The organism is Pseudoalteromonas amylolytica (genome assembly GCF_001854605.1).
Taxonomy (GTDB): domain Bacteria; phylum Pseudomonadota; class Gammaproteobacteria; order Enterobacterales; family Alteromonadaceae; genus Pseudoalteromonas; species Pseudoalteromonas amylolytica.
In genome coordinates this window covers 94,181-116,042 of record NZ_MKJU01000031.1, presented here as the reverse complement: position 1 = coordinate 116,042, position 21,862 = coordinate 94,181, and the positions used below count along the sequence as shown (strand labels likewise).

Genomic DNA, 21,862 nt, shown 5'->3' with positions numbered 1-21,862 from the left:
ATACTAATGGCTGAGCACAGATAGTTGCAGGAATAGGAAGTGGTAAGCATTAAAAAAGGCCCGATTGGGCCTTTTTAAGATAGTGGTGTTGCTAGGCTACATAACGCGCATACCAGGCTCTGACCCTTCATCAGGGTTCAGAATGTAAATCTCTTTACCACCGGGTCCTGCAGCCAGAACCATTCCCTCAGACATGCCAAAGCGCATTTTGCGAGGCTTTAAGTTGGCAACCATCACGGTTAATTTGCCTTCGATATCTTCAGGTGCATAGGCTGATTTTATACCTGCAAATACTTGACGGGTCTCACCACCTAAATCTAGCGTCAGCTTCAGTAGTTTTTCTGCACCTTCTACGTGTTCGGCTTTCGCTATCTTGGCGACACGCAAGTCTACTTTTGCAAAGTCATTGAACTCAATCTCTTCGCCGATAGGTTCTTTCGCTAATGGGCTGTTCGGATCAAGTGCTGGCTTATTGCTCGCTTCAAGGCTTTCTTTAGATTCTTCAAGCATTAAATTGACCTTATCCATGTCAACACGCTGCATCAGGGCTTTGAACTTGTTAATTGCATGTCCTTTCAAAACCGTTTGTGCACTTTCCCACGTGAGTTCTGTATTCAAGAATTGCTCAACATTTGCAGCCATGCCAGGTAGCACAGGTTTTAAATATGTCATAAGGATTTTAAACATATTCAAACCAGCTGAGCATACGTCATGGGCCTGTGCTTGTGTTTGCTCATCTTTGATAAGAACCCACGGCGCTTGTGCATCAATAAACTGATTGGCTTTATCAGCTAAGGCCATAATTTCGCGAATGGCTCTGCTGTATTCGCGTTGTTCGTAGTGTAGAGCAATACTGTCCGCAGCAGTTTGGAATTGTGCGATAAGCTCCGGCTCAAGCACTGTGTCACTCATTTTGCCATCAAACTTTTTGCTGATAAAGCCTGCACAGCGAGAAGCAATATTAACAACTTTACCTACTAAGTCAGAGTTTACTCGTTGTGCAAAATCTTCAAGGTTTAAGTCTAAGTCGGTAATGCCGCCGTTTAATTTGGCTGCAAAGTAGTAACGCAAGAACTCTGGGTCTAAGTGTTCCAAGTAGGTACGTGCTTTTATAAAAGTACCCTTTGACTTCGACATTTTTGCGCCATTGACGGTTACGAAACCGTGAGCAAAAACATTTGTTGGCTTGCGGAAGTTCGCGCCATCTAACATTGCTGGCCAAAATAGACTGTGGAAATAGATGATATCTTTGCCGATAAAGTGATAAAGCTCTGCTTGTGAGTCTTCACCCCAAAAAGCGTCAAAATCCATGCCTTTCTTATCACATAAATTTTTGAAGCTCGCCATGTAGCCGATTGGTGCATCTAGCCATACATAGAAGTATTTACCGGGTGCCCCTGGGATTTCAAAGCCAAAATACGGCGCGTCACGGCTGATGTCCCATTGTTGTAGGCCATCAGCAAACCACTCTTCAAGCTTATTAGCCATTTCGGCTTGTAATGACCCTGAGTGAAGCCATTCTTTGAGCATGCTCTCGAACGCAGGAAGGTCGAAGAAAAAATGTTCTGAATCTTTTAGCACAGGTGTCGCACCTGACATCACTGAACGAGGGTTCTTTAGCTCAGTTGGACTATAAGTTGCGCCACATGCATCGCAGCTATCACCATTTTGATCCGGTGCATCGCAAGTTGGGCAGGTACCCGTAACAAAGCGATCGGGTAAGAAGATACTTTTTTCTGGGTCAAAAAGCTGTGAGATAGTGCGTTTCTTAATGTGACCCTTTTCATCTAGGCGCTTGTAGATAAGCGCACTTAGATCACGGTTTTCTTCGCTGTGTGTACTGTGATAGTTATCAAATTCAATATTGAAGTCAGCAAAATCACGTTGGCGTTCAATGCTAACATTTTTCACCATTTCTTCAGGAGAGATCCCTTGTTTTTGCGCATTGAGCATAATAGGTGTGCCGTGGGCATCGTCAGCACATACATAATATGTTTCATGGCCACGTAATTTTTGAAAGCGCGACCAAATGTCTGTTTGAATGTACTCTAGCATGTGACCCAAGTGTGTTGGTCCATTCGCATAGGGTAGTGCACTCGTGATGAGAATTTTTCTCTTCGTCATAACTGTTCCAAGATTATCGCGTGGCTGCGCTCAAATTTCAGCCAAATCGCATAGTTAAAGCTAACACGTGCCATTTACTCGGTGTGTATAGCATCAATAGACTGGTTTTAATGGGATGAATGTTACATAATTCCGTGGCCTTTTTCATCACCAGAGTACGTTTTATTTCAATGTTTGGTCTCAATAAACTATTTAAAAAAGACAATCAGTTAGAACAACAGATTCTCAGTAAGTTAACTGCTTTCAAAAATAGCGTCTTTCCTTTGGGTATTGAGCCACAGTGGGTGAATAACATCGAGGTAAAAAACTCCAGTGTAACTGTGAGGTTAACACTGCCGTTTGCAGCTAATACACAGCGACAATTGCTCAGTGAGACGTTGTCTGAGCAAGTAGGAATGCAGGTTGATGTGAATATTGAGGTTCAACTACCTACTCACTACCAGTATAAAAAAATTAAACATATCGTGTTGGTTGCATCAGGTAAAGGCGGGGTAGGTAAATCAACCACCGCAGCTAATCTTGCTCTGGCTTTATCCGCTCAAGGTGCAAGTGTAGGCGTATTGGATGCTGATATTTATGGACCCTCGATCCCATCGCTGTTTGATGCCATTGACGAGCAACCTACAACAAAGGACAACAAAACACTCAATCCCGTAGTAAAAAATGGCATCAAGATACAATCAATCGGCTTTTTGGTTTCTGCTGATAATGCAACGGTATGGCGTGGACCAATGGCGTCACAAGCGCTTAATCAACTGCTCAATGAAACACAATGGGGCGAACTTGATTATTTGATTGTGGATATGCCCCCTGGCACAGGCGATATTCAGCTTACTATGACGCAAAAAGTACCGGCAAGTGGCGCTTTGATAGTTACAACGCCACAAGATCTAGCACTTCTTGATGCGCAAAAGGGGATTGCGATGTTCAATCAAGTCAATCTACCTATTCTTGGTCTTATCGAGAATATGAGTCATTACATTTGTACACACTGTGGCCAGCAGAATCATATTTTTGGACACCTTGGTGGAGAAAAGTTAGCGATTCGTCACGGTGTACCGCTTCTTGCACAGATCCCGCTTAACATTCAGATCAGAGAGGCCTCTGAACAAGGGCATAACCTACTAACACAGCATGTTGATATTGCTGAGCATTACGTTTCGTGTGCGCAGACAATGAGCAGCATGCTTTATTATCAAACATTATCAACGCCAGCTGTTGATATTGTGATTACGGACGACTAATCAATGAGATTATCAGATACACATATTAAGCAAGCGATAGCCAACCAGCAGATTATTATTGAACCTGCACCCAGTGAGGAAATGATTTCAGGTATTACGGTCGATTTAAGATTGGGTAACAAGTTTAGAGTGTTTCAAGACCATGGTGCGCCCTACGTTGATTTAAGTGGGCCTAAAGACCAGCTTAATGAGGCGATGGAGTCGATCATGAGTGATGAAATTGTTCTGCAAGATGGGCAAGCATTTTTTTTGCACCCTGGACAGTTAGCGTTGGCAATCACCTATGAATCTGTAACTTTACCTGCTGATTTAGTGGGTTGGCTAGATGGACGTTCGTCATTGGCGCGGTTAGGCCTGATGGTTCACGTTACAGCCCATCGTATCGATCCCGGATGGTCGGGTAACATTGTTTTAGAGTTCTATAACTCAGGTAAACTGCCGCTTGCACTTAGACCAAAAATGAAAATTGGAGCGTTAAGCTTTGAAACCATGACCAGCGCTGCTGAGAACCCGTATAACACTCGCAAAGATGCTAAATATAAAGGCCAAAACAGCGCTGTGGCGAGTCGTATCAGCGCTGATAATAATAGCGATTAAGGCTAAAATAATGCTTAGAATTTAAGTTATACACCTCAAGCTGGTGTTATTTTGTCCAATTTGAGCTGGCATTACTGTATAAAGCTTCCATACTAAACTATGTCCCTACGCCGAAGGCAATGGTGATTGTTAAAGGAGCTAAGATGGGTGCCAGCAAAGTTATTCAAGTCGCTTCGCTTTTATGTTTAATCGTCTTTAGTAATATTTCCACTGCGTTGCCAACATCAACATATAGTGATGTGAGCAATCAAAAGACCATTGATGATATTTTAAAAGACGACAAATCGTTTGTTGCGCTAGATGAAAAGGAACTTACAGCTTCAAAGCTCGTATCTACTTGGGTCAAAGTAGATGTGTCAGGCGCACAATCATCAGAAGGGCGTAAAGTTTTATATATTGATAAGCCTTTAAATACTGAGCTTGAACTGTATTTGGTGCGAAAAAATAAGCTGTTAGATCAGGTGCGAATATCCAGCGACAACTTTTCTCCTGCCAGAATGCACAGTATTTTTCCCCACATCAACTTTCCATCACCAAGTGAAGACTCTCAGGTTTACATCAAGTTGCGCTCTCCATACAAAGTGATGTTTGACTTTCAAATTGTCTCGGAAGCAGAGTTTAAAAGACTCAGCCAGTCGAGGTTGTTTTGGTATGGCCTTGAATTAGGCTTGTTATATTTTATAGCGATGGCATTGGCAATTATGGCGTTATTCAGCCGACGCCAGTACCTCGCGTTATTATCAATATATGTGTGTTTTCTAGCGATTCAATGCAGTGTAAATAATGGCAGTATTTACTTTTACATACCTGCGAGCATAAGCCAGTTAGTGTCGTCATTTAATGGCAGCTGGCTAATTTTGGCATGTGCTCTTTGTTTGCTGTATCACCAATCATATTTTTCTATTTCACAGACCAATAAACTGCTCAACCATGTGGTATGGGGAAGTGCGGCCACTTTATTTTTTATGGCGATTCTGTCTTTTGGGATGGGGTCGGCCTTGTCTGTACAACTTCAGGCAATAGCGAGTTTAGGTACGATGGTTGTGCTGGCGGCAATGTATAGCAAAGCAAAACAAGGTTTTGGACGGGATGTCTGGTTGGTAAGTGCGGCTTGGTTACCCATGTTTATGCTAGGGATTGTGTGGGTGGGAATGCAGCTAGGTATAGTGACCAATGGACACATGCTCGGTGTCAGCAAGCTCGCGGTCGTTACCCACATCGTACTATTGACGCTTAGCGTGTTTATGCAAGATAAAAAACAAAAAGAGCGGTTTTTGTTTTACAGCTTACATGACCCAGATACTGGGCTTTCTAACCGTTTTGCACTAAACACTTACCTAGAACAACTGGCCAATAAGAATACGCATCATACTTTGCTACTATTTAGGCCATTGATCATTCATTCGATCCGCTTGAACTTGGGTGTGGCAAACGCCAATAAACATCTCAACGAATTATTTGGCAAGCTCTACACCGAGCTGGATACCTATGGAGCTGCAACACTTGCAGTCCCAGAAGGTACAAAAACTGAAATTTTCAGACTAGATGATGGGACGTTTGCCATCACTCTAATTGGCAAGTTATCGCTGAGTCAAATTGAGCAGTATGTTTGTATTTTGTCTTCGGTATTTGAGGAAGGCATTGAATACAAAGGTACTCGACTCGTCGATGAAATAGAAATCGGGGTAGCGCATTCTCCGATTCATGCTAAAACAGCAGATGCATTGATCCAAAGAGCGATGTTGGCCTTGTCTACCAAGGCTCATGATAGTGACAGGTGGCAAATTTTTGATGTTGCCAACTCAGTGATCTCTGAACGTCGTATGCAGTTGTCTTCAGCATTAAAAGATGCGATTGATAATGATAGTTTTAGCTTATATTTGCAGCCTCAAGTTAATTTAAAAACGGGCAAAGTCTATGGCGCCGAAGGCTTACTGAGGTGGTTTCATCCAAAACTTGGGCAAGTTCCACCCGATGAATTTATTCCAATTGCAGAGTCGTCAGGACTTATTCACTTATTGACAGAAATGGTGTTTGAAAAAGGCCTGAAATACCAAAAACAGCTCGTTGAACAATACCCAGGTCATGTACTATCTCTGAATATGTCGGGAAAAGACTTATCTAAAAAAGAGCTGCTTGTTCATCTCATCACACTGGTGAATGAACTGAATTTAAACCCTTCACAAATAGTGCTAGAGATCACTGAGTCAGTGACTATCGACAACGAAGATAACTTAAAGAGTGTTTTAGATGATTATCGTAGCGTTGGGGTTAAGTTAGCGATAGATGACTTTGGAACTGGGTATTCATCATTAGCTTATTTAAGCCGAGTTGGCTTCGATGAGCTAAAAATCGACAAGCAGTTTGTTATGGATATTGAGACGTCATCTAGCAATCAGACGATTGCAAAAGCGATGTCCGATATGGCGCATAGCTTAGGTCTTAAGGTTGTTGCTGAAGGGGTGGAAAGCATAGAAAGCTATGCGAGGTTAGCGCATTATGGTTGTGACTTTGGTCAAGGCTATTTTATTGCAAAGCCGATGGCTTACGAGGATTATTTAGATTGGTTGTATAGAGTTAGTCAGAGCGATGATGTAAAGCATTACCTAGCACGCTGAAGTAGCTAAAAATGGTGTCGCATAGCAAGGATAAATGCGTTGACTCCGGAAAACCTCCTTGGCTTGCGAGTTTACTATTTTGAACACCACTGACCAAGAAATCATTGCGAATTTTAGCGTTACTAGATATACATGCTTCAAATGCCCTTGCACTGAGCTCTTGAGGGCGGCTGAAATAAAATTGTTCATATTGGTTGTCGAGCGATTTGGCATTTAGGAAATACTCGCTAGGTTTGCTGCCCGTATCGTCTAAAAAGATGAGTTTAAAAAATTTATCTAGATGTAGGTTTATAGGATGCCGATTGGTTATTGGCGTCTGTAGCCAAAGGCTTGAAGCGAATGATAGAGCATTGGTGTCCGCAAAGAGCTTTTTACAGATATAGTGATCGAATGCGTGCCACCATTCATGGGCAAGGGCTCCCGCTCCGGCATTTTTAGCTAAAGCAAGTGTTCTTGATGATGGCGCGTAGTGCGCTTGTACACCTTTTTGGCCTCCCGCACCAAACGCAAAATTCAAGGTACCATTTAGACCTATTACCCATGGTGGAATTGCTAGAATTTGTGCTAAATCAGCTAATGCATCGTAGACAAGGTTAGCACTGATGCGCTGTTCTGAAGGCGTCACCCAACTGCCGACAGTGATAGTACAAAAGCCAAAGGTGTCTTTTATTTCTTGAAAATCAGTTTGATCATCAAAGCGGTAATCTGGGCCAAGTCTTACAAAACCATCTGTTAGGCGCGGTATACGACTCATAAATCATATCTAGCTTTAACATGAGTGGGCATGAGTTTGGTTTGTTCAGTGATCATTCCGTTTAGTAAACTCAGCAACGGTCGCTGGTCAATTCCCTCATATTGGTTGAGAAATAAAGAGACAGATTCAAGTGTCGAGAGACTATGGGGTTGCTCTGCCTTGCGAATACGATATTGATTAACTGGGATCACATTAAATGTAACTGCTTGTAGGTCTAGTAACCATGCATTTAATGCCAATATCTTATGTGCTTTTTTCCAAGTTCCGTCTATTACGAATAATATATCAAGCTTGGGTAGCTGCTGTATTTGTTGTACCGTGACTGCATGCTCATTGGGATACAGTAAGGCGCAATGCTGGTTGCATGTTAACGCCTTTAGTTGTTGAAAGTCTTGTCCAACATAGAGCTGTATATTGCCTAGTTGTAGTTGTAATAGGCGCGCCGTGTTTTTTGCTAAGTTGGCTTCGTCTGGGTGCTGTAAAACAATTATTTGTGTTCGTGAATGTACGGTAGAGGATACGTACTTACACACACACGTTTTTACAGGGTAGCGACACTTTGAGCAAAAATTTCTTTTCATTGTATGTTCTAAAACAAAAACCTTAGCTAAATCTTATCATAAATATCAATTTGTTTTGCTAACATGAACTGAATTGTCTAGCATAGGTATTAACAACCGCGAGAAGGGAACTTTATGAATGTAAGTATAGATAGCAGCGCATTGGAAAATATGCAGTCGCTTCTTGGAGAGCAGTTCGAAGATACATTAGTTTTCTGTTGCAGTGAGTTTGAGAGGCTGGAAAATGATCTAAAACTTGCACTGAATTCTGATAGACAGGAGGCTATCCGTCACGCCCATAGCTTAAAGTCTAATGCTGCGCAGTTTGGGGCAACCAGTTTGAGCAGTACCGCCAGAGCTATCGAACAAGGACTAATGAAAGGTGATGATGTTACCGTAAGCGAAAATATGGAGCAAATTTCGGAACAAGTTTTAGGCTCTAAATCACAGTTATTACAGTGGCTATCAATGCATCCTTAAAATTTTAAAATTCTTGTTTTATCTTTGTTTATCCCTCTAGTTTTCATAGTCAACTTTAGGCTATGCTAGGCGTTGGAAATGGGGGGATAAATGTCTAAAATATCAAAAAGTAATAAATTACATGGGGTCTGTTACGACATCCGCGGGCCGGTGCTAAGTCAAGCAAAGAAAATGGAAGAAGACGGGCTTAAGGTACTTAAGCTAAACGTTGGTAATCCAGCCGCTTTTGGTTTTGATATGCCAGAAGATATGCACCGTGACATCATTCGTAACTTGTACTCTGCACAAGGCTATTGTGATTCAAAAGGTTTGTATTCTGCTCGCGTAGCGGTGTATCAACATTATCAGCAAATGTCATTGCCAAATATTAGCGTAGACAATATCTATATCGGTAATGGCGTCAGTGAATTAATCCAAATGACCACACAGGCATTGCTTAACAATGGCGATGAGGTACTGATCCCATCACCAGATTATCCGTTATGGACTGCTTCAGTTAAATTAGCGGGCGGTACACCTGTTCATTATCGTTGTGATGAGGAGCAAGATTGGTTCCCTGATTTAGAAGATATTAGAAAAAAAGTAACGAACAAAACCAAAGCCTTACTTTTGATCAATCCTAATAACCCCACCGGTGCGGTATATGACAAGGCATTGTTACAAGGGTTGATTGATATTGCTCGTGAACATCAGTTGCTGCTACTCAGCGATGAAATCTACGAAAAAATCCTATATGACGACGCTAAACACATCCCGATAGCCTCTTTATGTGATGATTTGCCTGTCATCACTTTTAATGGCCTGGCTAAAAACTACCGTGCCGCGGGTCTGCGTATGGGATGGATGATCTTAAGTGGTAAAGTCAGTGATATGGCTGACTTGATCACAGGGTTAGATATACTCGCTTCCATGCGTTTGTGTGCCAACGTACCTGCCCAGTTTGCGATACAGCAGGCGCTAGGCGGCGTACAGTCTATTGATGCGTTGATAGAACCCGGTGGTAGGCTTTATGAACAAAGAGACATAGCATATCAAGGGCTGAATAAAATAGATGGTGTGTCGTGCGTCAAACCTAAAGGGGCATTGTACGCATTTGCCAAAATAGACACAGCCAAGTTCAATGTTAAGAACGATGAAAAGTTAATGTTGGACCTGTTACGAGAAGAAAGAATCTTATTGGTTCATGGCCGAGCATTTCATTGGCCGGAGCCTGATCATTTTAGATTGGTATTTTTACCACATAAAGATGAGTTAGAGCCTGCAATGGTTCGTATGCAAAGATTCTTTGATGGCTATCGCCAGTCTTAAAATTCTCAACAAGTACAGCCTTTAAGGCTGTACTTGTATCTATTGCAGTTACACTTTGATTATATTGGTGACAAACTGCTCATGTAAACTTTTTAGATTCACTAAAATAGTTTGCTTGCCCAAGATATCGTGCTGGCTAATCGCATCGGCGATTGCATCGATATTTTGGTGCTGTTCCAACTGTTCAGAGGTTGTGATATGACTAATATGCCATGGCTCTTGCGCCACACCGCCATTGTACGTCGCATACGGCTTGAAAAAACCAAAATCTGTTAGGTTTTCATCAAGCCAAGCGCTAAATTCTGAAAAAGGTCCTCCACTTTGATACTCCCATGGAGCCAGTTGTAGAGACTGTTCGCTATTAAGGCAGTTTTTAGCATAGATATCTAAATCACTGCCAAAATGGTGGCGGCTAGCACCGGGCAGTGCTGAAAACAACATAATGGCTTTACACTTTTCGATTTCGCTTAGCGTTGCGAGTTCCACTTCACAGTTATTGATGTCGTACACAGGTCGCTGGCCTAAAAACTTACTATTCCAAATGGTCGCTTGACGTTGAAAGTTACGAAACGCTGAGGCTATTGTAAGGTCAAACCCTGCTTGTTTAGAAGCATTAGCCAGTGCTGTTAGATCAGCGATGATGCTTTTGTGCACTGGTTTACCGCGCCAGTCAGTTAGGTGTATTTCACTGAGCCCACAGGCGATAAGAGACAAATCCATCGGTCACCTTTATGTTAATAACTTCTCTAAAATACGTTCGTAAATGAGCGCTAAGTTTTCTAGATCTTGAATACTTACACATTCATTGAGCTGATGAATGGTGGCGTTAATAGGCCCAAGCTCAATGACTTTACAACCTGTTTGCGCGATGAAGCGTCCATCCGAAGTCCCCCCGGAGGTTTCAGGCGTGCTCTCTATACCCGTAACTTCCTCAATAGCACTGAGCGTCACATCCAATAACTGACCTGGCTCGGTCAGAAAAGGCAAGCCATTAACAATCCAATTAAGCTCATAATCCAGTCCATGGTTTTGCAAAATCTCTGCTACTTTGTGCTGTAACTCATCGGCAGTAACTTGCGTACTAAAACGGAAGTTGAATTGCACATACACTGTGCCTGGAATGACATTACCCGCCCCCGTACCGCCTTGAATATTGGATATTTGAAAGCTGGTTGCTGGGAAATATTCATTACCGTTATCCCATACTGTTTCGCTCAACTGCGCAAGAGCTGGGGCGACTTTATGAATCGGGTTGTCTGCAAGGTGAGGGTAGGCAACGTGTCCTTGCTTGCCTTTGACAGTCAAATGGCCTGTTAATGAGCCTCGTCGTCCATTCTTTACCACATCTCCTAGTTGGTGTCTTGATGAGGGTTCACCAACCAGACACATATCGATTTTTTCTCCCCGCGCTTCGAGTAAATCAATCACACGTGTGGTGCCATTGATAAAGGGGCCTTCTTCATCTGAAGTGATCAAAAATGATATTGAACCTTTATGACTTGGTTGCTTTTCAACAAAACGTTCAGTGGCAACAATCATCGCTGCTAATGAGCCTTTCATATCAGCAGCACCACGGCCATGAAGCATGCCATTATGGATTTGACCATCAAATGGAGCATAGTCCCATGCAGATTCATCTCCGGTAGGGACAACATCAGTGTGGCCTGCGAAGCAAAAATGTGTGCCTGAGTTACCTTTTCTTGCCCAAGTGTTTAGGGTATCGACGAAGAAGTGTTCTTCAATGTTAAACCCTATAGCCGCCAGCCTTCGGTTAATAAGCGCTTGGCAGCCAGCGTCTTCGGGCGTGACAGAGGGACGCTGGATGAGCGCTTGTGCAAGTTTGATGACGTCACTGCAACGGTGTTGACTCATATTGAAAAAATCTCTAAGTACTGTTCTTTTTTAAAGCCGAGGTGGTAATTATCGTTATGTAGAATGATTGGACGCTTAATCATGGCTGGCGCATCAAGCAAAAGTTGCTTGGCATTTTGCTCATTTAGATTCTTTTTTTGCTCGTCACTTAGTGTACGATAAGTTGTACCGCGCTTGTTGAGGACATTTTCCCAGCCAAGATGTTTGAAGAATACGTCGATAAGCTCAGGGCTAATACCATCTTTTCGATAGTCATGAAAGGTGAATTCAATGTGATTGTCAGAGAGTAATTTTTTGGCTTTTTTTATGGTGTCGCAATTAGGAATGCCGTACATGGTGGTCATTACTTAAGGCCTTTCTATGGTTGTTTCTTAGTGATAGTGAGTAAAGGGTCTTGCCCTGCATTCACTTGTTTTAAGGGATAATAACATGGTCCGAGTTTGTCTGCATTGAGTACAATAAGCGTACCTAACATTCTTGCATGGGGGTCAGATAAATCGAAGTAAGCAAGTATTTCACCTTGCTCAACATGCTCCTTGCCGAACGCGTTGATTGGCTGACGTTCCATTGTGTTGTCTTCAGGAGGCAACTGAATGTGCACCAATAGTTTGAGCCCGTTATTGGCAACAATAATAAATTCGCTGCCTTTGCGTTTAATTCTTTCAATAGTGCCGGTTACAGGGGAGCACACCTTGTTGCTGCTCATGTCGACGCAAACCCCTCTTCCGAGCATACCTTTGGCAAATAGGGGGTCTGGATGAGACAGTAACGGGAGCACTTTACCCGTAAATGGGCTGGCTAAATGCATTAACGGGTTACTAATGGTCGTAATTGGGGCATATTCAACAGGAGTAGAAAACTGCATTATAGAACTAGGTATCCATCTTTTTTGAGTGCTTTAATGGCGTCATTGATTTGTTGCTCTTTTACTAGAATATAATCTGTATCGTAGGTAGACAACGAAAAAATAGAGACATGGGCCTTAGCAAGTACCCCCGATATATTGGCCATGATCCCAGTCAGCGAGAACCCAAGTGGGCCAAGCACCTCTAAAGCTCGCCAGTCATCTTCTGCTGCAAAGCTATCAACTTTGATACTACTGGGGCATACAATGGATAACTCATCTTCAGTTTTGGCGATGAAAAATATATTGGCATTAACTACCTGCATAGGAATGGCCGCGTCACTATCTAGGCTGTGAATGGTAAATTTATGGCTGAGCAATTGCAGCGTTTGTTTAGACATGCTCTACCTCTATCCAATAACTTTATCTAGACAGTATAGCCAAGAGTTAAGAAAGCGAACCTATTAACTCTTGGCATCGTTACTATTATTGTTGCTGATCAGCTATTTGCTGAGCTTGAATTGCGGTAAGCGCAATGGTGTAAACTATGTCGTCAACCAGTGCTCCACGGCTTAAATCATTCACAGGCTTTCTCATTCCTTGTAACATCGGTCCAATACTAATTAGATCGGCACTTCTTTGCACTGCTTTGTATGTCGTGTTACCGGTATTGAGATCTGGAAATACAAAAACTGTAGCTTTGCCTGCAACCTTGCTGTTCGGTGCCTTTTTCTTTGCGACATTTTCCATAATTGCTGCGTCATATTGCAGTGGACCATCGATATCGAGATCTGGTCTTTTGTGTTGCGCAATTTTTGTCGCTTCACGCACCTTATCTACATCAGCACCATGACCGGAGGTACCTGTGCTGTAGCTTATCATTGCAACACGCGGCTCAATACCAAATGCAGCAGCTGACTCGGCTGACTGAATTGCAATATCTGCCAACTGCTCCGCTGTAGGGTCAGGGTTAATTGCGCAATCTCCGTATACCAGTACTTGATCTGGCAGCAACATGAAAAAAACCGAGCTTACCAAAGATGAGCCGGGCGCAGTTTTTATCAATTGCAGTGGGGGACGAATGGTATTGGCGGTAGTGTGTACAGCACCTGAGACTAAACCATCTACTTCATCAAGTGCCAACATCATAGTGCCTAATACCACATTGTCTTGTAGCTGCTCTTGTGCAACCACTTCTGTAAGGCCTTTTCCTTTGCGCAACTCAACCATAGGCGCGACATAATTATCGAGATGATTTTGTGGCTCTAAAATGGTCACATTCTCGTTTAGTTCAACACCTTGTTGTGCTGCAATACGTTCTATTTCTTCGCGTTCGCCCAATAATACCGTTTTGGCTATACCTCGCTCTCCGCAAATTGCTGCAGCCTTAATCGTTCTCGGCTCATTTCCTTCTGGCAGAACAATGGTTTTATTGGCTTTTCTCGCTAGGTCTGTTAACAAGTAGCGAAACGCTGGTGGAGACAGCTTACGCGTTCTTGCAACACCTACGGCCAGTTCATCTAGCCAGTCAGAGTCGATATGATCTGCATTATGCTGTTTGACCTTGTCAATACGTTGATCATCGTCACTGGGCACTTCCATGTTGAAGTTATGTAGCAGCAGCGATGTACGCCAAGTATCCGCAGTTGTGGCTAAAATTGGCAGTCCAGTTTCCATAGCTTGCTCGCACAGAGTCATGATGCGCGGTTCTGGCTTAAAGCCACCGGTGAGTAGAATGGCACCTAATTTGGTCCCATTCATAGCGGATAAACACGCTGCAACTAATACGTCTGAACGATCTCCTGGGGTAACTAGCAGCGCCCCAGGCGTAAAATGGTTGAGTATGTTTGATACTGTTCGAGCACAAAAAGTAACTCGGCGCAAACGTCTATGCTCCATGTCGCCGGCATTAATTACTTCAGCCTTGAGGTAGTTAGATAAATCGATAACGCGTGGTGCAACAAGATCGAAATCCCAAGGGATGCAGCCCAGTAGCATAAACGGATGCTTTCGAAAAATAGGAAGTGATGCAAGACGATGCATTTCGTTTTCGAGTTCGTCGGGGTTGTGTTGATCAACAAGATCAGCACGTGCGCGGCCTTGTTCATCTAACGGCGCATTGACTTTATTGAAAATACAACCCAACACACGGTTGTGGTTTACGGTACCATAATTTCCCGCTGCAATTTCAAGGCGGTCTTCAAGTTGTTCATTGCTGTCGTTTCCAGGGGTGAGTACAAACACGATATCGGCACCCAAGGTTTGCGCTATTTCTCGGTTGACTCTTCCTGCATAGGGTTGCAAGCGTGTGGGCACCATTCCTTCGATAACTGCAACTTCATCATCTTGTATTGCGCTCTCAAAACGCTCAACAATCTCCTCAAGTAAATCATCTCCTTTTCCATCCCCTATCATTTGTTCAGCATAACTCAGCTCAAAGGGAGTAGGTGGGTTCACAGCTGATCCTTGGCGAACGATCACTGTTGATTTTTCAGGTCCATGTTCGTCTTTACGCGGTTGAGCAATGGGCTTGAAAAAGTTAACTTTTACAGCTTTTTGCTCTAATGCCCTGACTAGGCCAACTGATACGGAAGTTAAGCCTACACCCGTTGAAACGGGGATCAGCATAATACGACGTCCCATACTATTGCTCCTGTGCTATGGTTGCTGCATCAGTGGCAATAACCCATTCTTCATTGGTTGGGATAACAACCGCGCATGGACTATTTGTAGTAGTTATTATGCCCAGTTGACCAAAGCGTGCGGCGAGATTTTTTTCATTGTCGAGTGTAAGGCCTAAGAACCCTAGTTGAGAAACCACCTTGCGACGGATCTCATCGGAATTTTCGCCAATGCCACCGGTGAAGATTAGGGTATCTAGACCACCAAGTGGTACCGCGAAAGCGGCAATCTGTTTGGCAAGTCGATAGCAGAAAATATCCAAAGCCAATTGCGCTTGCTCATGACCTTGGGCTGCAGCCTCTTCTATGGTTCTACAATCGTTCGACAATTCACTAATACCAAGCAAGCCACTTTGCTTATTTAACAGCAAGTCTACCTGTGTCGGAGAGTATTTAAGTTGGTTCACTAAAAATGCGAAGATACCGGGGTCAATATCACCACTTCGGGTGCCCATCATCAGGCCTTCAAGTGGTGTCAGTCCCATACTGGTGTCGACAGAAAGACCATTTTTGATGGCCGTCACGGAACAGCCATTACCTAGATGAGCACTGACAATACGTGAATTATCTTTATCTAGGCCTAAAATCTTGTGTGCTTGGGTCGATACATAATAATGACTAGTACCATGAAAACCATAACGGCGAATACCGTGCTCTTTGTATAAAGAGTAGGGTAGAGCATACAAAAATGCTGTAGGTTCCATGCTCTGATGAAATGCTGTGTCAAATACGGCAACTTGTGGTAAGGCAGCAAACGCGGTTTGAGCGGCTTCAATGCCTAGTAAGTTTGCAGGGTTATGTAACGGAGCTAAGGCACTGGTTTGCTTGATAGCTTCAATGACTTCAGGTGTGATACGAACAGAGTGAGTAAAATGTTCACCGCCATGTACTACGCGGTGACCGACGGCTATCAATTGTTTGTCTAAATTAAGGTGTTTGACCAGTTCTACTAACCGAGTGATAGCCACTTGATGCGCATCACCGGCACTGAGGGTGATCGTTTGTTTTTCGCCATCGTATTTGTATTTGATAAGTGGTTGCTGTTCAGCTAAACACTCAGCCAACCCTGAAAGTACTTCTGAGCCGGAGTGAATATCAATAATGGCAAACTTAAGGCTTGAACTACCACAGTTTAAAACGAGAACATGGGAAGATGACATAATGACTTTCCGTTTTGACAATAACAGTAAACGCGTATTAAGCTTAAAGCATAGTGGCCAATAAGCGACACGCTAGACAAAGGTATAATTGACTTATTAATGATAATTTTACCTGAATTTTTACTTTAAAGTTAGCACCTAGGAGTGATGATGCAAAATAGTCTTATTACACAAGTGCAGCTTGGACGCCAATATGCAAAGGAGTGGCCCATGCGCAAAGAGCTTGCGCCAATGTTTGCTGAATACAGGGTGATAAAGGCAACCGAATTGTCGTTGACAGTGATGCCGATATTGGCAATTTTTACCGTGTTTTTTCAGACAAGTCAGCTAGGTGCACAGTATTTACCGCAGGCGATAGCGGCGGCATTGTTTTTCCTATCATTGCCTGTGCAAGGTCTGCTTTGGTTAGGTAAGCGTTGTGATACTCCGTTGAACCCATCGCTAAATAGTTGGTACAACGAGCTGTATCACAAAATGGTTGCTAACGGGTATGACGCGCCTTCAACCTCAAGAAAGCCAAGATATAGAGAGCTGGCAAAGCTGTTGTCTGATATGTTCAACAAAATGGACAAGGCATTTACCAAAGAGCAGTTCTAAGTCAGAACTGCTAATTATCCACTTTTTTAAACTCACTGATGTAGAAAGACAGTGTAATGGCGTGTGTTTTGGCGCTGCGCAAAGCATCATAATGACTGTCTTTAAACTTCCAAGCAAATGGCGTCATTCGTATCAAGTGCTCTAACACATCAGTATCAATCTGTTGCTGCACTTCTAATAACGTGTGCTCCTGTAATGCAAAGCCGTGTGGCGTTTCTACCACCTCATGCAGCTGCACATCATCGTAGATGTATTGTTTTAATTCAAATAAATGTTTTGGCCCTGGGCTGACGATGATTAAGGTTCCGTTGTCATTGCATAGGCGCTGAAGCTCTTGTGTAAAAATGGGGGCAAAGACACTCAACAGTACATCGGCGCAGTGGTTAGAAAACGGCGTTTGCTTAATTGAGGCCACGCCAAAGTGAACGTTTTTATACCTTTTCGCTGCGTACTTAACCGCCGCCTTCGAAATATCTATACCATATACTTGTGCATCAATGACATCTGCGATGGCATGGGTGTAAAAGCCTTCTCCACAGCCAAGATCAATCATAGTCTTAGGTGCTTGCTTTGCGATGATCTCGACGAGCTTTTGTCTTAAAAATACGTAATGGTCAGTGGCAAAAAATGCTCTTCTGGCTTGTACCATTTGCAGATTGTCGCCAGGTTGCTTGGATTTTTTGTTCTGTACAGGAAGCAGGTTGACGTAGCCTTCTTTGGCGAAATCGAACTGGTGGCGCTTTGCACAGCACAAACTGTTCTGAGTTTGCTTTAGAGGCTCCAAACACAATGGGCATCGGTACAATAGTGTCATTTGTTTAAGTATTCCTGGTCGTAAAATGTTTTCACCCAATGAGGTCGGTAGGTGATAAGTAATGTGATCACCATGCCGTTTAGCATGGCTTCTGGGAACCATATAATCACAGAATAAAACATGTAGTTATCTAGTAATGTGGGCAGATCATACAGGCCAAGTAAGTAAAAGTAACCTCCGCTGATAAGAATTTTCGCGGCGCCAACAAAGCCAGCACACAGAAATGCGCATACAAAAATATAGACGAAAAAATGTCTGGGTAAAAATTGATAACACAGCAGGTAAAGCGCATAGCTTAAGTAGATGGGGATTAACGCGCTAAACAGCAAAAATTCAGCTAATTGATTAACGGGTAAATCTGTGAAATAAAGCAGCAGCAGGCTTGCAAGTAAAGCGCATAATGCGGCTAAACGCCAACCCATGACTAAGGTAGCAGCGGTGATACCAAGTATATGAATGTTAAGATGCTCTAGAATGCCGGCTTGGATTTGCCAGATAAGTGCTAAGCATAATGCGCAGGCAAACACGCCAGTCTGACGTGCAGGGCGCTTAAGTAGCGTTTGATAGGTGTGCCTGTTTAAGGTGGCGGCAAAAACAGCCGCCGTGAACATGGTTAGCAGCATGTTTAAATTTCAAATGTGGCCCAAATTGGCGCGTGATCAGAAGGTTTATCAATACCACGTAGTTCATAGTCAATATCGCTTTCAACACAGTGGGCCATCAATGACTCTGTGGCTAAAATGACATCAATACGAAGCCCGCGATTGTCGTCAAAGCCACGAGAACGGTAGTCGAACCACGAGTACTGTTGTGTATCTTCAGGCTTTAGCTCTCTAAATGTATCTTTTAATCCCCAAGATAACAGTGTTTCTAACCATTGACGTTCTTCAGGTTGGAACGAGCACTTGCCGGTTTTTAACCAGCGTTTACGATTGGCTTCACCAATGCCGATATCTAGATCTGTGGGTGAGATATTGATGTCTCCCATTACTACAACCGCTTGTTCTTTATCGTAGTAAGTGTTGAGGTGAGTCATTAGATCAGCATAAAACTGGCGTTTATAAGGGAATTTCGTCTCGTGGCTAATATTATCACCCTGTGGGAAATAACCATTCATAACTGTCACTTCTTTACCCGAGTCGCTTTCAAAAGTACCGATGATCATACGCTTTTGTGACTCTTCTGTGTCAGTGGTAAACCCTTTTTGGATATGTTTGGCTGGCATTTTAGATAGCAAAGCTACGCCATAGTGTGCCTTTTGGCCATGAAAGTACACGTGATAGCCCAGCGCTTGTACTTCATCTAGTGGAAAGGCTTCATCGTGGACTTTGATTTCTTGTAAACCAATGATGTCTGGCTGATGTTTATCAATCATGGCTTGTAGCTGGTGGATTCGAGCTCGAAGTCCATTGATATTAAAAGAGATGATTTTCATGTTATTTTCGTAACCTTATTTTCACTATGCAGTAGCTGTCTTGTCCTTTATCGCCATGGAGAATGCAATGTTTGGTAAAGCGTCGGGCAATTGACAGCGAAGAATCAACGTCAAAATGATATCACTCATTTACAGTGAGCTAAACGGTTCAGGCCACAGAAAGTAGGTTACGTTATTGAAATGATAAAGGGCTGATCGCTCATGATATCAGCAAAAGCTGATATCATGAGCGAGTACCAAGTTTAGAAAACAAAATCCACGCCCATACTGATTGCGCGTGCATCACCATGATAAGCCCATCCACTCGGCGCATGACCTTGGTCTACAAATTTATCATACTGTATTTTGAACGCCGCAGTAGGTAAAAAGTTGTAGCGTAAGCCATAACTCAACACATAGTGTTCTTCTAAGTCTTCGGTAGGAACATTAGTGCGTTCGTGATCCGCTTTTGAGTAGGAAATGTAAGGCTGATAATCATCCCAGTTGTAAACTAAAGACACAAGATATGTTGGGAACTCTGTGCCAACCGCATCATCGTATTCCACAAAGTTCCAGTCAAATAACAAGGTAAACTTATCAAGCGAAACGTTGCCGCCAAGTCCGACAAAGGTTTGCGAGAATGGCGTATAGGGGTCGATACTACCATCTTGCTGAATGGTTTCTCTATCGCGGTCATTCTGGAAATACACAAATCGTAAGTCGAAGCTATCTCCTGAGATATTCCAGTTCATACCAGTAATATCGGTCCAATATTCATTAACTGTACGCGCACTGCCACCGTATAACTTGTCATAATAGAGCATTTCAACATTGTCGTCGGAGTATTCATTGCCGTAGAAGAAAGTTAAGGTATTGGAATAGCCGCCGAGTTCAAAGTCATACATAGCATGTACGCCATTGAACTGAGTAACTTGCCACCAATACAGATTTGATGGCGGTCTCATCCACGGATAGGCATAGCCGACTTCAGAAAACTCTGAAAAATAGTACATGGGAATATTACGACGCCCAGCCATCAGAGTAAGATTTTCAGTTGCCTGATAAGTCACATAGTACCAATCAAACTCAGGTTCAAAATCATCAACGCCTTTGGCAACTAGCTGTGCGGTCACAGAGAAATTCTCAGCAAGATCCATAACTGCTTGAACGGCAAAGATTGACTCGGCTTTGATGGTGATGTCGTTGTCGTACTGGCCAACATCGTAAAAATCAGCGGTAAGTATTTCGTCACGCGTTTGGCCAGGGTTAAGCGGGTCATCCACCGTTCCTAAAGTTTTACCTGCTATGATTGAGCCATAGCCACTGATACGCATGTCTGCTAGCGCTGATGATGATATCAGCATCGTAATGCCGGAAGTCACGGCTAATAAAGTTTTCATATGCTTACTCCTACCTAAAATGTTGCGACAACTTTGACTGAGTCGGTCGTAGCACTTGCGTCGACATAACCGATTGCATCTGGATTTGAAGACACGGCAGATATCACATCTTTGCTGGAGTCCATTTCTTGAGGAGGGGTCCCTTTACCCGTGAATAAAATTTTTGACCAATAAGCCTTTACTTGGCTACTCGATTTACCTATCACTTTGGTATTGAACTCATCACTAGCTGGGTCGCTCGCGCTGGCGCTTATCAAAATTGCAGAACGGCCATTGGTGAATGATTTGGTTTTGCCAAGAAAGATCTTTTTAATTGTTTCCTGATCAAATGTAGATGTGTTGCTTGGGTGAACGATTATGGACACTTCAGCGGATGCTTTAGACAAAGAAAATAAACTAAGCGTGGATACTGCAAGAACAACTTTCCACGTCATACTTTTAGTGGACAGTAACATAATGTGTTCCTTATGTGATTTGCAAAGAATTGTAAGCAAGTAATTTGCTATTACAAATTAAAAATAGCTTTCGTTTAGGGCTTTGCAAGTATTTGTAGCTAAAAAGTAAATTTCAAAACCTTGGCATTTTCAAGATTTAATTGGGCTAATATGGCTGTTTAGCCTGTTTTTAGTTATCACAGTATGTGCCTATTTTAGGTTTATGTATGCCAGAGTGGTATCAACACCTTCAAAAGCAGGCCTAAAAATGTGGTATTCAGCTTCGCGAGGAAAGGTTAATAGTTAGGCTGGACTTGTAAAAATATGAATAGTTGTTAGCGTGACTAGCTGAACGTTTTACATAGATGTAAATAGTCTATTAAATGAGCAAAAAAGAATACTTATATCATTTACAAGAGATATATTGGCTATATAATGCGCGCAAATTCGTTCATATTGGGTATATTATGTTTAAGTCATTATCTTTAGTTGTTGCACTTTCTACCATTACTTCTGTGTCTGCTCAGGTTGAATATTCAGCTGCAAACGCATCACCAGAATCAAAAGTTTGTGTGATAGCTGCCCAACAAGGACTCAGTGCCGCACGTACGGAAGCACAGAAATACGGTATCAATATCTCTCGCTTTTCAAAAACATTAGTATGTAATGGTGAAGATGTACGCGACATCGCCAAACAAGCAGCTCTAGCTAAAGCACAGACACAAGACACAGCTGTGGCGCTTGTAGCTAAAACAGCCTCTACAGAAACAGAGCTGTGTATTAAGGCTGCTAAAAATGGTGTTGCCAGTATTGCAATTCACGGTCACAAAGCTCGCAGCCTACGTTGTAATAACTTACCTGTGAGAGAATTTGTTAAACAGTACGGTAAAGCCGCTATCTAATCTTATTGATGCGTTGACGAATGCTCAGGTTTTTACCTGACGTTGGCAACAATAAAAAA

The 21,862-nt window shown here is 42.8% G+C and carries 22 protein-coding genes; 7 read left to right on the top strand and 15 right to left on the bottom strand.

The features are described 5' to 3' along the window. Positions 1-96 precede the first annotated feature (96 nt). Entirely contained in the window at positions 97-2,124 is a 2,028-nt protein-coding gene (gene metG, locus BET10_RS18275; protein WP_070987127.1) for a methionine--tRNA ligase, read from the bottom strand. A 170-nt stretch (positions 2,125-2,294) separates the two neighbouring features. On the opposite strand from metG, the gene apbC reads away from it, so the two are divergent. From apbC to BET10_RS18260, 3 genes are all read left to right on the top strand, one after another. Next, positions 2,295-3,368 (top strand): iron-sulfur cluster carrier protein ApbC, encoded by a 1,074-nt coding sequence (gene apbC, locus BET10_RS18270; RefSeq protein ID WP_070987153.1) that lies wholly within the window; start codon positions 2,295-2,297, stop codon positions 3,366-3,368. A gap of 3 nt (positions 3,369-3,371) precedes the next feature. Further along, the gene (dcd, locus tag BET10_RS18265) at positions 3,372-3,965 is read left to right on the top strand and encodes a dCTP deaminase (RefSeq protein WP_070987126.1); all 594 of its coding nucleotides are present in this window, start codon (positions 3,372-3,374) and stop codon (positions 3,963-3,965) included. Between the two features lie 143 nt (positions 3,966-4,108). Next, positions 4,109-6,583 carry an EAL domain-containing protein gene (locus BET10_RS18260; protein ID WP_070987125.1) on the top strand — a complete coding sequence of 825 codons (2,475 nt, stop codon included), beginning with the start codon at positions 4,109-4,111 and terminating at the stop codon, positions 6,581-6,583. Here the strand turns inward: BET10_RS18260 and BET10_RS18255 are convergent. Then, complete coding sequence (locus tag BET10_RS18255) at positions 6,543-7,337, bottom strand: CLCA_X family protein (protein WP_070987124.1); 795 nt, start codon at positions 7,335-7,337, stop codon at positions 6,543-6,545. The two genes, BET10_RS18260 and BET10_RS18255, sit on opposite strands and share 41 nt — an antisense overlap. Continuing rightward, positions 7,334-7,918 (bottom strand): tRNA-uridine aminocarboxypropyltransferase, encoded by a 585-nt coding sequence (locus tag BET10_RS18250; protein WP_070987123.1) that lies wholly within the window; start codon positions 7,916-7,918, stop codon positions 7,334-7,336. The genes BET10_RS18255 and BET10_RS18250 overlap by 4 nt, the downstream gene beginning before the upstream one ends. A 114-nt stretch (positions 7,919-8,032) precedes the next feature. Between BET10_RS18250 and BET10_RS18245 the strand changes: the two genes are divergently transcribed. Next, the gene (locus BET10_RS18245; RefSeq protein ID WP_070987122.1) at positions 8,033-8,377 is read left to right on the top strand and encodes an Hpt domain-containing protein; all 345 of its coding nucleotides are present in this window, start codon (positions 8,033-8,035) and stop codon (positions 8,375-8,377) included. Between the two features lie 90 nt (positions 8,378-8,467). Further along, positions 8,468-9,685, top strand: a complete 1,218-nt coding sequence (locus BET10_RS18240; protein ID WP_070987121.1) for a pyridoxal phosphate-dependent aminotransferase — start codon at positions 8,468-8,470, stop codon at positions 9,683-9,685. Between the two features lie 48 nt (positions 9,686-9,733). Here the strand turns inward: BET10_RS18240 and BET10_RS18235 are convergent, their stop codons facing one another. The 7 genes from BET10_RS18235 to BET10_RS18205 all read right to left on the bottom strand — a co-directional run bounded on the left by BET10_RS18235 (position 9,734) and on the right by BET10_RS18205 (position 16,242). Next, positions 9,734-10,405, bottom strand: a complete 672-nt coding sequence (locus BET10_RS18235) for a M15 family metallopeptidase (protein ID WP_070987120.1) — start codon at positions 10,403-10,405, stop codon at positions 9,734-9,736. A gap of 9 nt (positions 10,406-10,414) precedes the next feature. Then, positions 10,415-11,557, bottom strand: a complete 1,143-nt coding sequence (gene dapE, locus BET10_RS18230) for a succinyl-diaminopimelate desuccinylase (protein ID WP_070987119.1) — start codon at positions 11,555-11,557, stop codon at positions 10,415-10,417. Next, complete coding sequence (locus tag BET10_RS18225; protein WP_070987118.1) at positions 11,554-11,901, bottom strand: ArsC family reductase; 348 nt, start codon at positions 11,899-11,901, stop codon at positions 11,554-11,556. Before BET10_RS18225 ends, dapE begins: the two co-directional genes overlap by 4 nt. 14 nt (positions 11,902-11,915) lie before the next feature. Continuing rightward, positions 11,916-12,422 carry a PTS glucose transporter subunit IIA gene (locus tag BET10_RS18220; RefSeq protein WP_083330604.1) on the bottom strand — a complete coding sequence of 169 codons (507 nt, stop codon included), beginning with the start codon at positions 12,420-12,422 and terminating at the stop codon, positions 11,916-11,918. After that, on the bottom strand, positions 12,422-12,802 hold the full coding sequence (locus tag BET10_RS18215) for an ACT domain-containing protein (RefSeq protein ID WP_070987116.1): 381 nt from the start codon (positions 12,800-12,802) through the stop codon (positions 12,422-12,424). The genes BET10_RS18220 and BET10_RS18215 overlap by 1 nt, the downstream gene beginning before the upstream one ends. Before the next feature lie 85 nt (positions 12,803-12,887). Next, complete coding sequence (gene pta / locus BET10_RS18210; protein ID WP_070987115.1) at positions 12,888-15,044, bottom strand: phosphate acetyltransferase; 2,157 nt, start codon at positions 15,042-15,044, stop codon at positions 12,888-12,890. A 1-nt stretch (position 15,045) separates the two neighbouring features. Beyond that, the gene (locus BET10_RS18205; protein WP_070987114.1) at positions 15,046-16,242 is read right to left on the bottom strand and encodes an acetate kinase; all 1,197 of its coding nucleotides are present in this window, start codon (positions 16,240-16,242) and stop codon (positions 15,046-15,048) included. A gap of 150 nt (positions 16,243-16,392) precedes the next feature. On the opposite strand from BET10_RS18205, the gene yfbV reads away from it, so the two are divergent. After that, on the top strand, positions 16,393-16,839 hold the full coding sequence (gene yfbV, locus BET10_RS18200; RefSeq protein ID WP_070987113.1) for a terminus macrodomain insulation protein YfbV: 447 nt from the start codon (positions 16,393-16,395) through the stop codon (positions 16,837-16,839). Positions 16,840-16,849: 10 nt separating this feature from the next. Here yfbV and rlmA read toward each other — a convergent pair whose 3' ends face one another. The 5 genes from rlmA to BET10_RS18175 form a co-directional block, all read right to left on the bottom strand. Next, positions 16,850-17,653, bottom strand: a complete 804-nt coding sequence (gene rlmA / locus BET10_RS18195) for a 23S rRNA (guanine(745)-N(1))-methyltransferase (protein ID WP_070987112.1) — start codon at positions 17,651-17,653, stop codon at positions 16,850-16,852. After that, positions 17,650-18,276, bottom strand: coding sequence for an energy-coupling factor ABC transporter permease (locus tag BET10_RS18190; protein WP_083330603.1), 627 nt, complete (start codon positions 18,274-18,276; stop codon positions 17,650-17,652). Before BET10_RS18190 ends, rlmA begins: the two co-directional genes overlap by 4 nt. A gap of 2 nt (positions 18,277-18,278) precedes the next feature. Next, positions 18,279-19,088 carry an exodeoxyribonuclease III gene (xthA, locus tag BET10_RS18185; protein ID WP_070987111.1) on the bottom strand — a complete coding sequence of 270 codons (810 nt, stop codon included), beginning with the start codon at positions 19,086-19,088 and terminating at the stop codon, positions 18,279-18,281. 242 nt (positions 19,089-19,330) lie between these two features. Next, positions 19,331-20,467: a porin gene (locus BET10_RS18180; protein WP_070987110.1), complete on the bottom strand. Its 1,137-nt coding sequence runs from the start codon at positions 20,465-20,467 to the stop codon at positions 19,331-19,333. 14 nt (positions 20,468-20,481) lie between these two features. Further along, a complete protein-coding gene (locus BET10_RS18175) occupies positions 20,482-20,922 on the bottom strand; it encodes a type 2 periplasmic-binding domain-containing protein (protein WP_070987109.1) in 441 nt (146 codons plus the stop codon). Between the two features lie 446 nt (positions 20,923-21,368). Here BET10_RS18175 and BET10_RS18170 point away from each other — a divergent pair, with 446 nt between their 5' ends. Continuing rightward, a complete protein-coding gene (locus BET10_RS18170) occupies positions 21,369-21,803 on the top strand; it encodes an exonuclease III (RefSeq protein WP_070987151.1) in 435 nt (144 codons plus the stop codon). Positions 21,804-21,862: the final 59 nt, after the last annotated feature.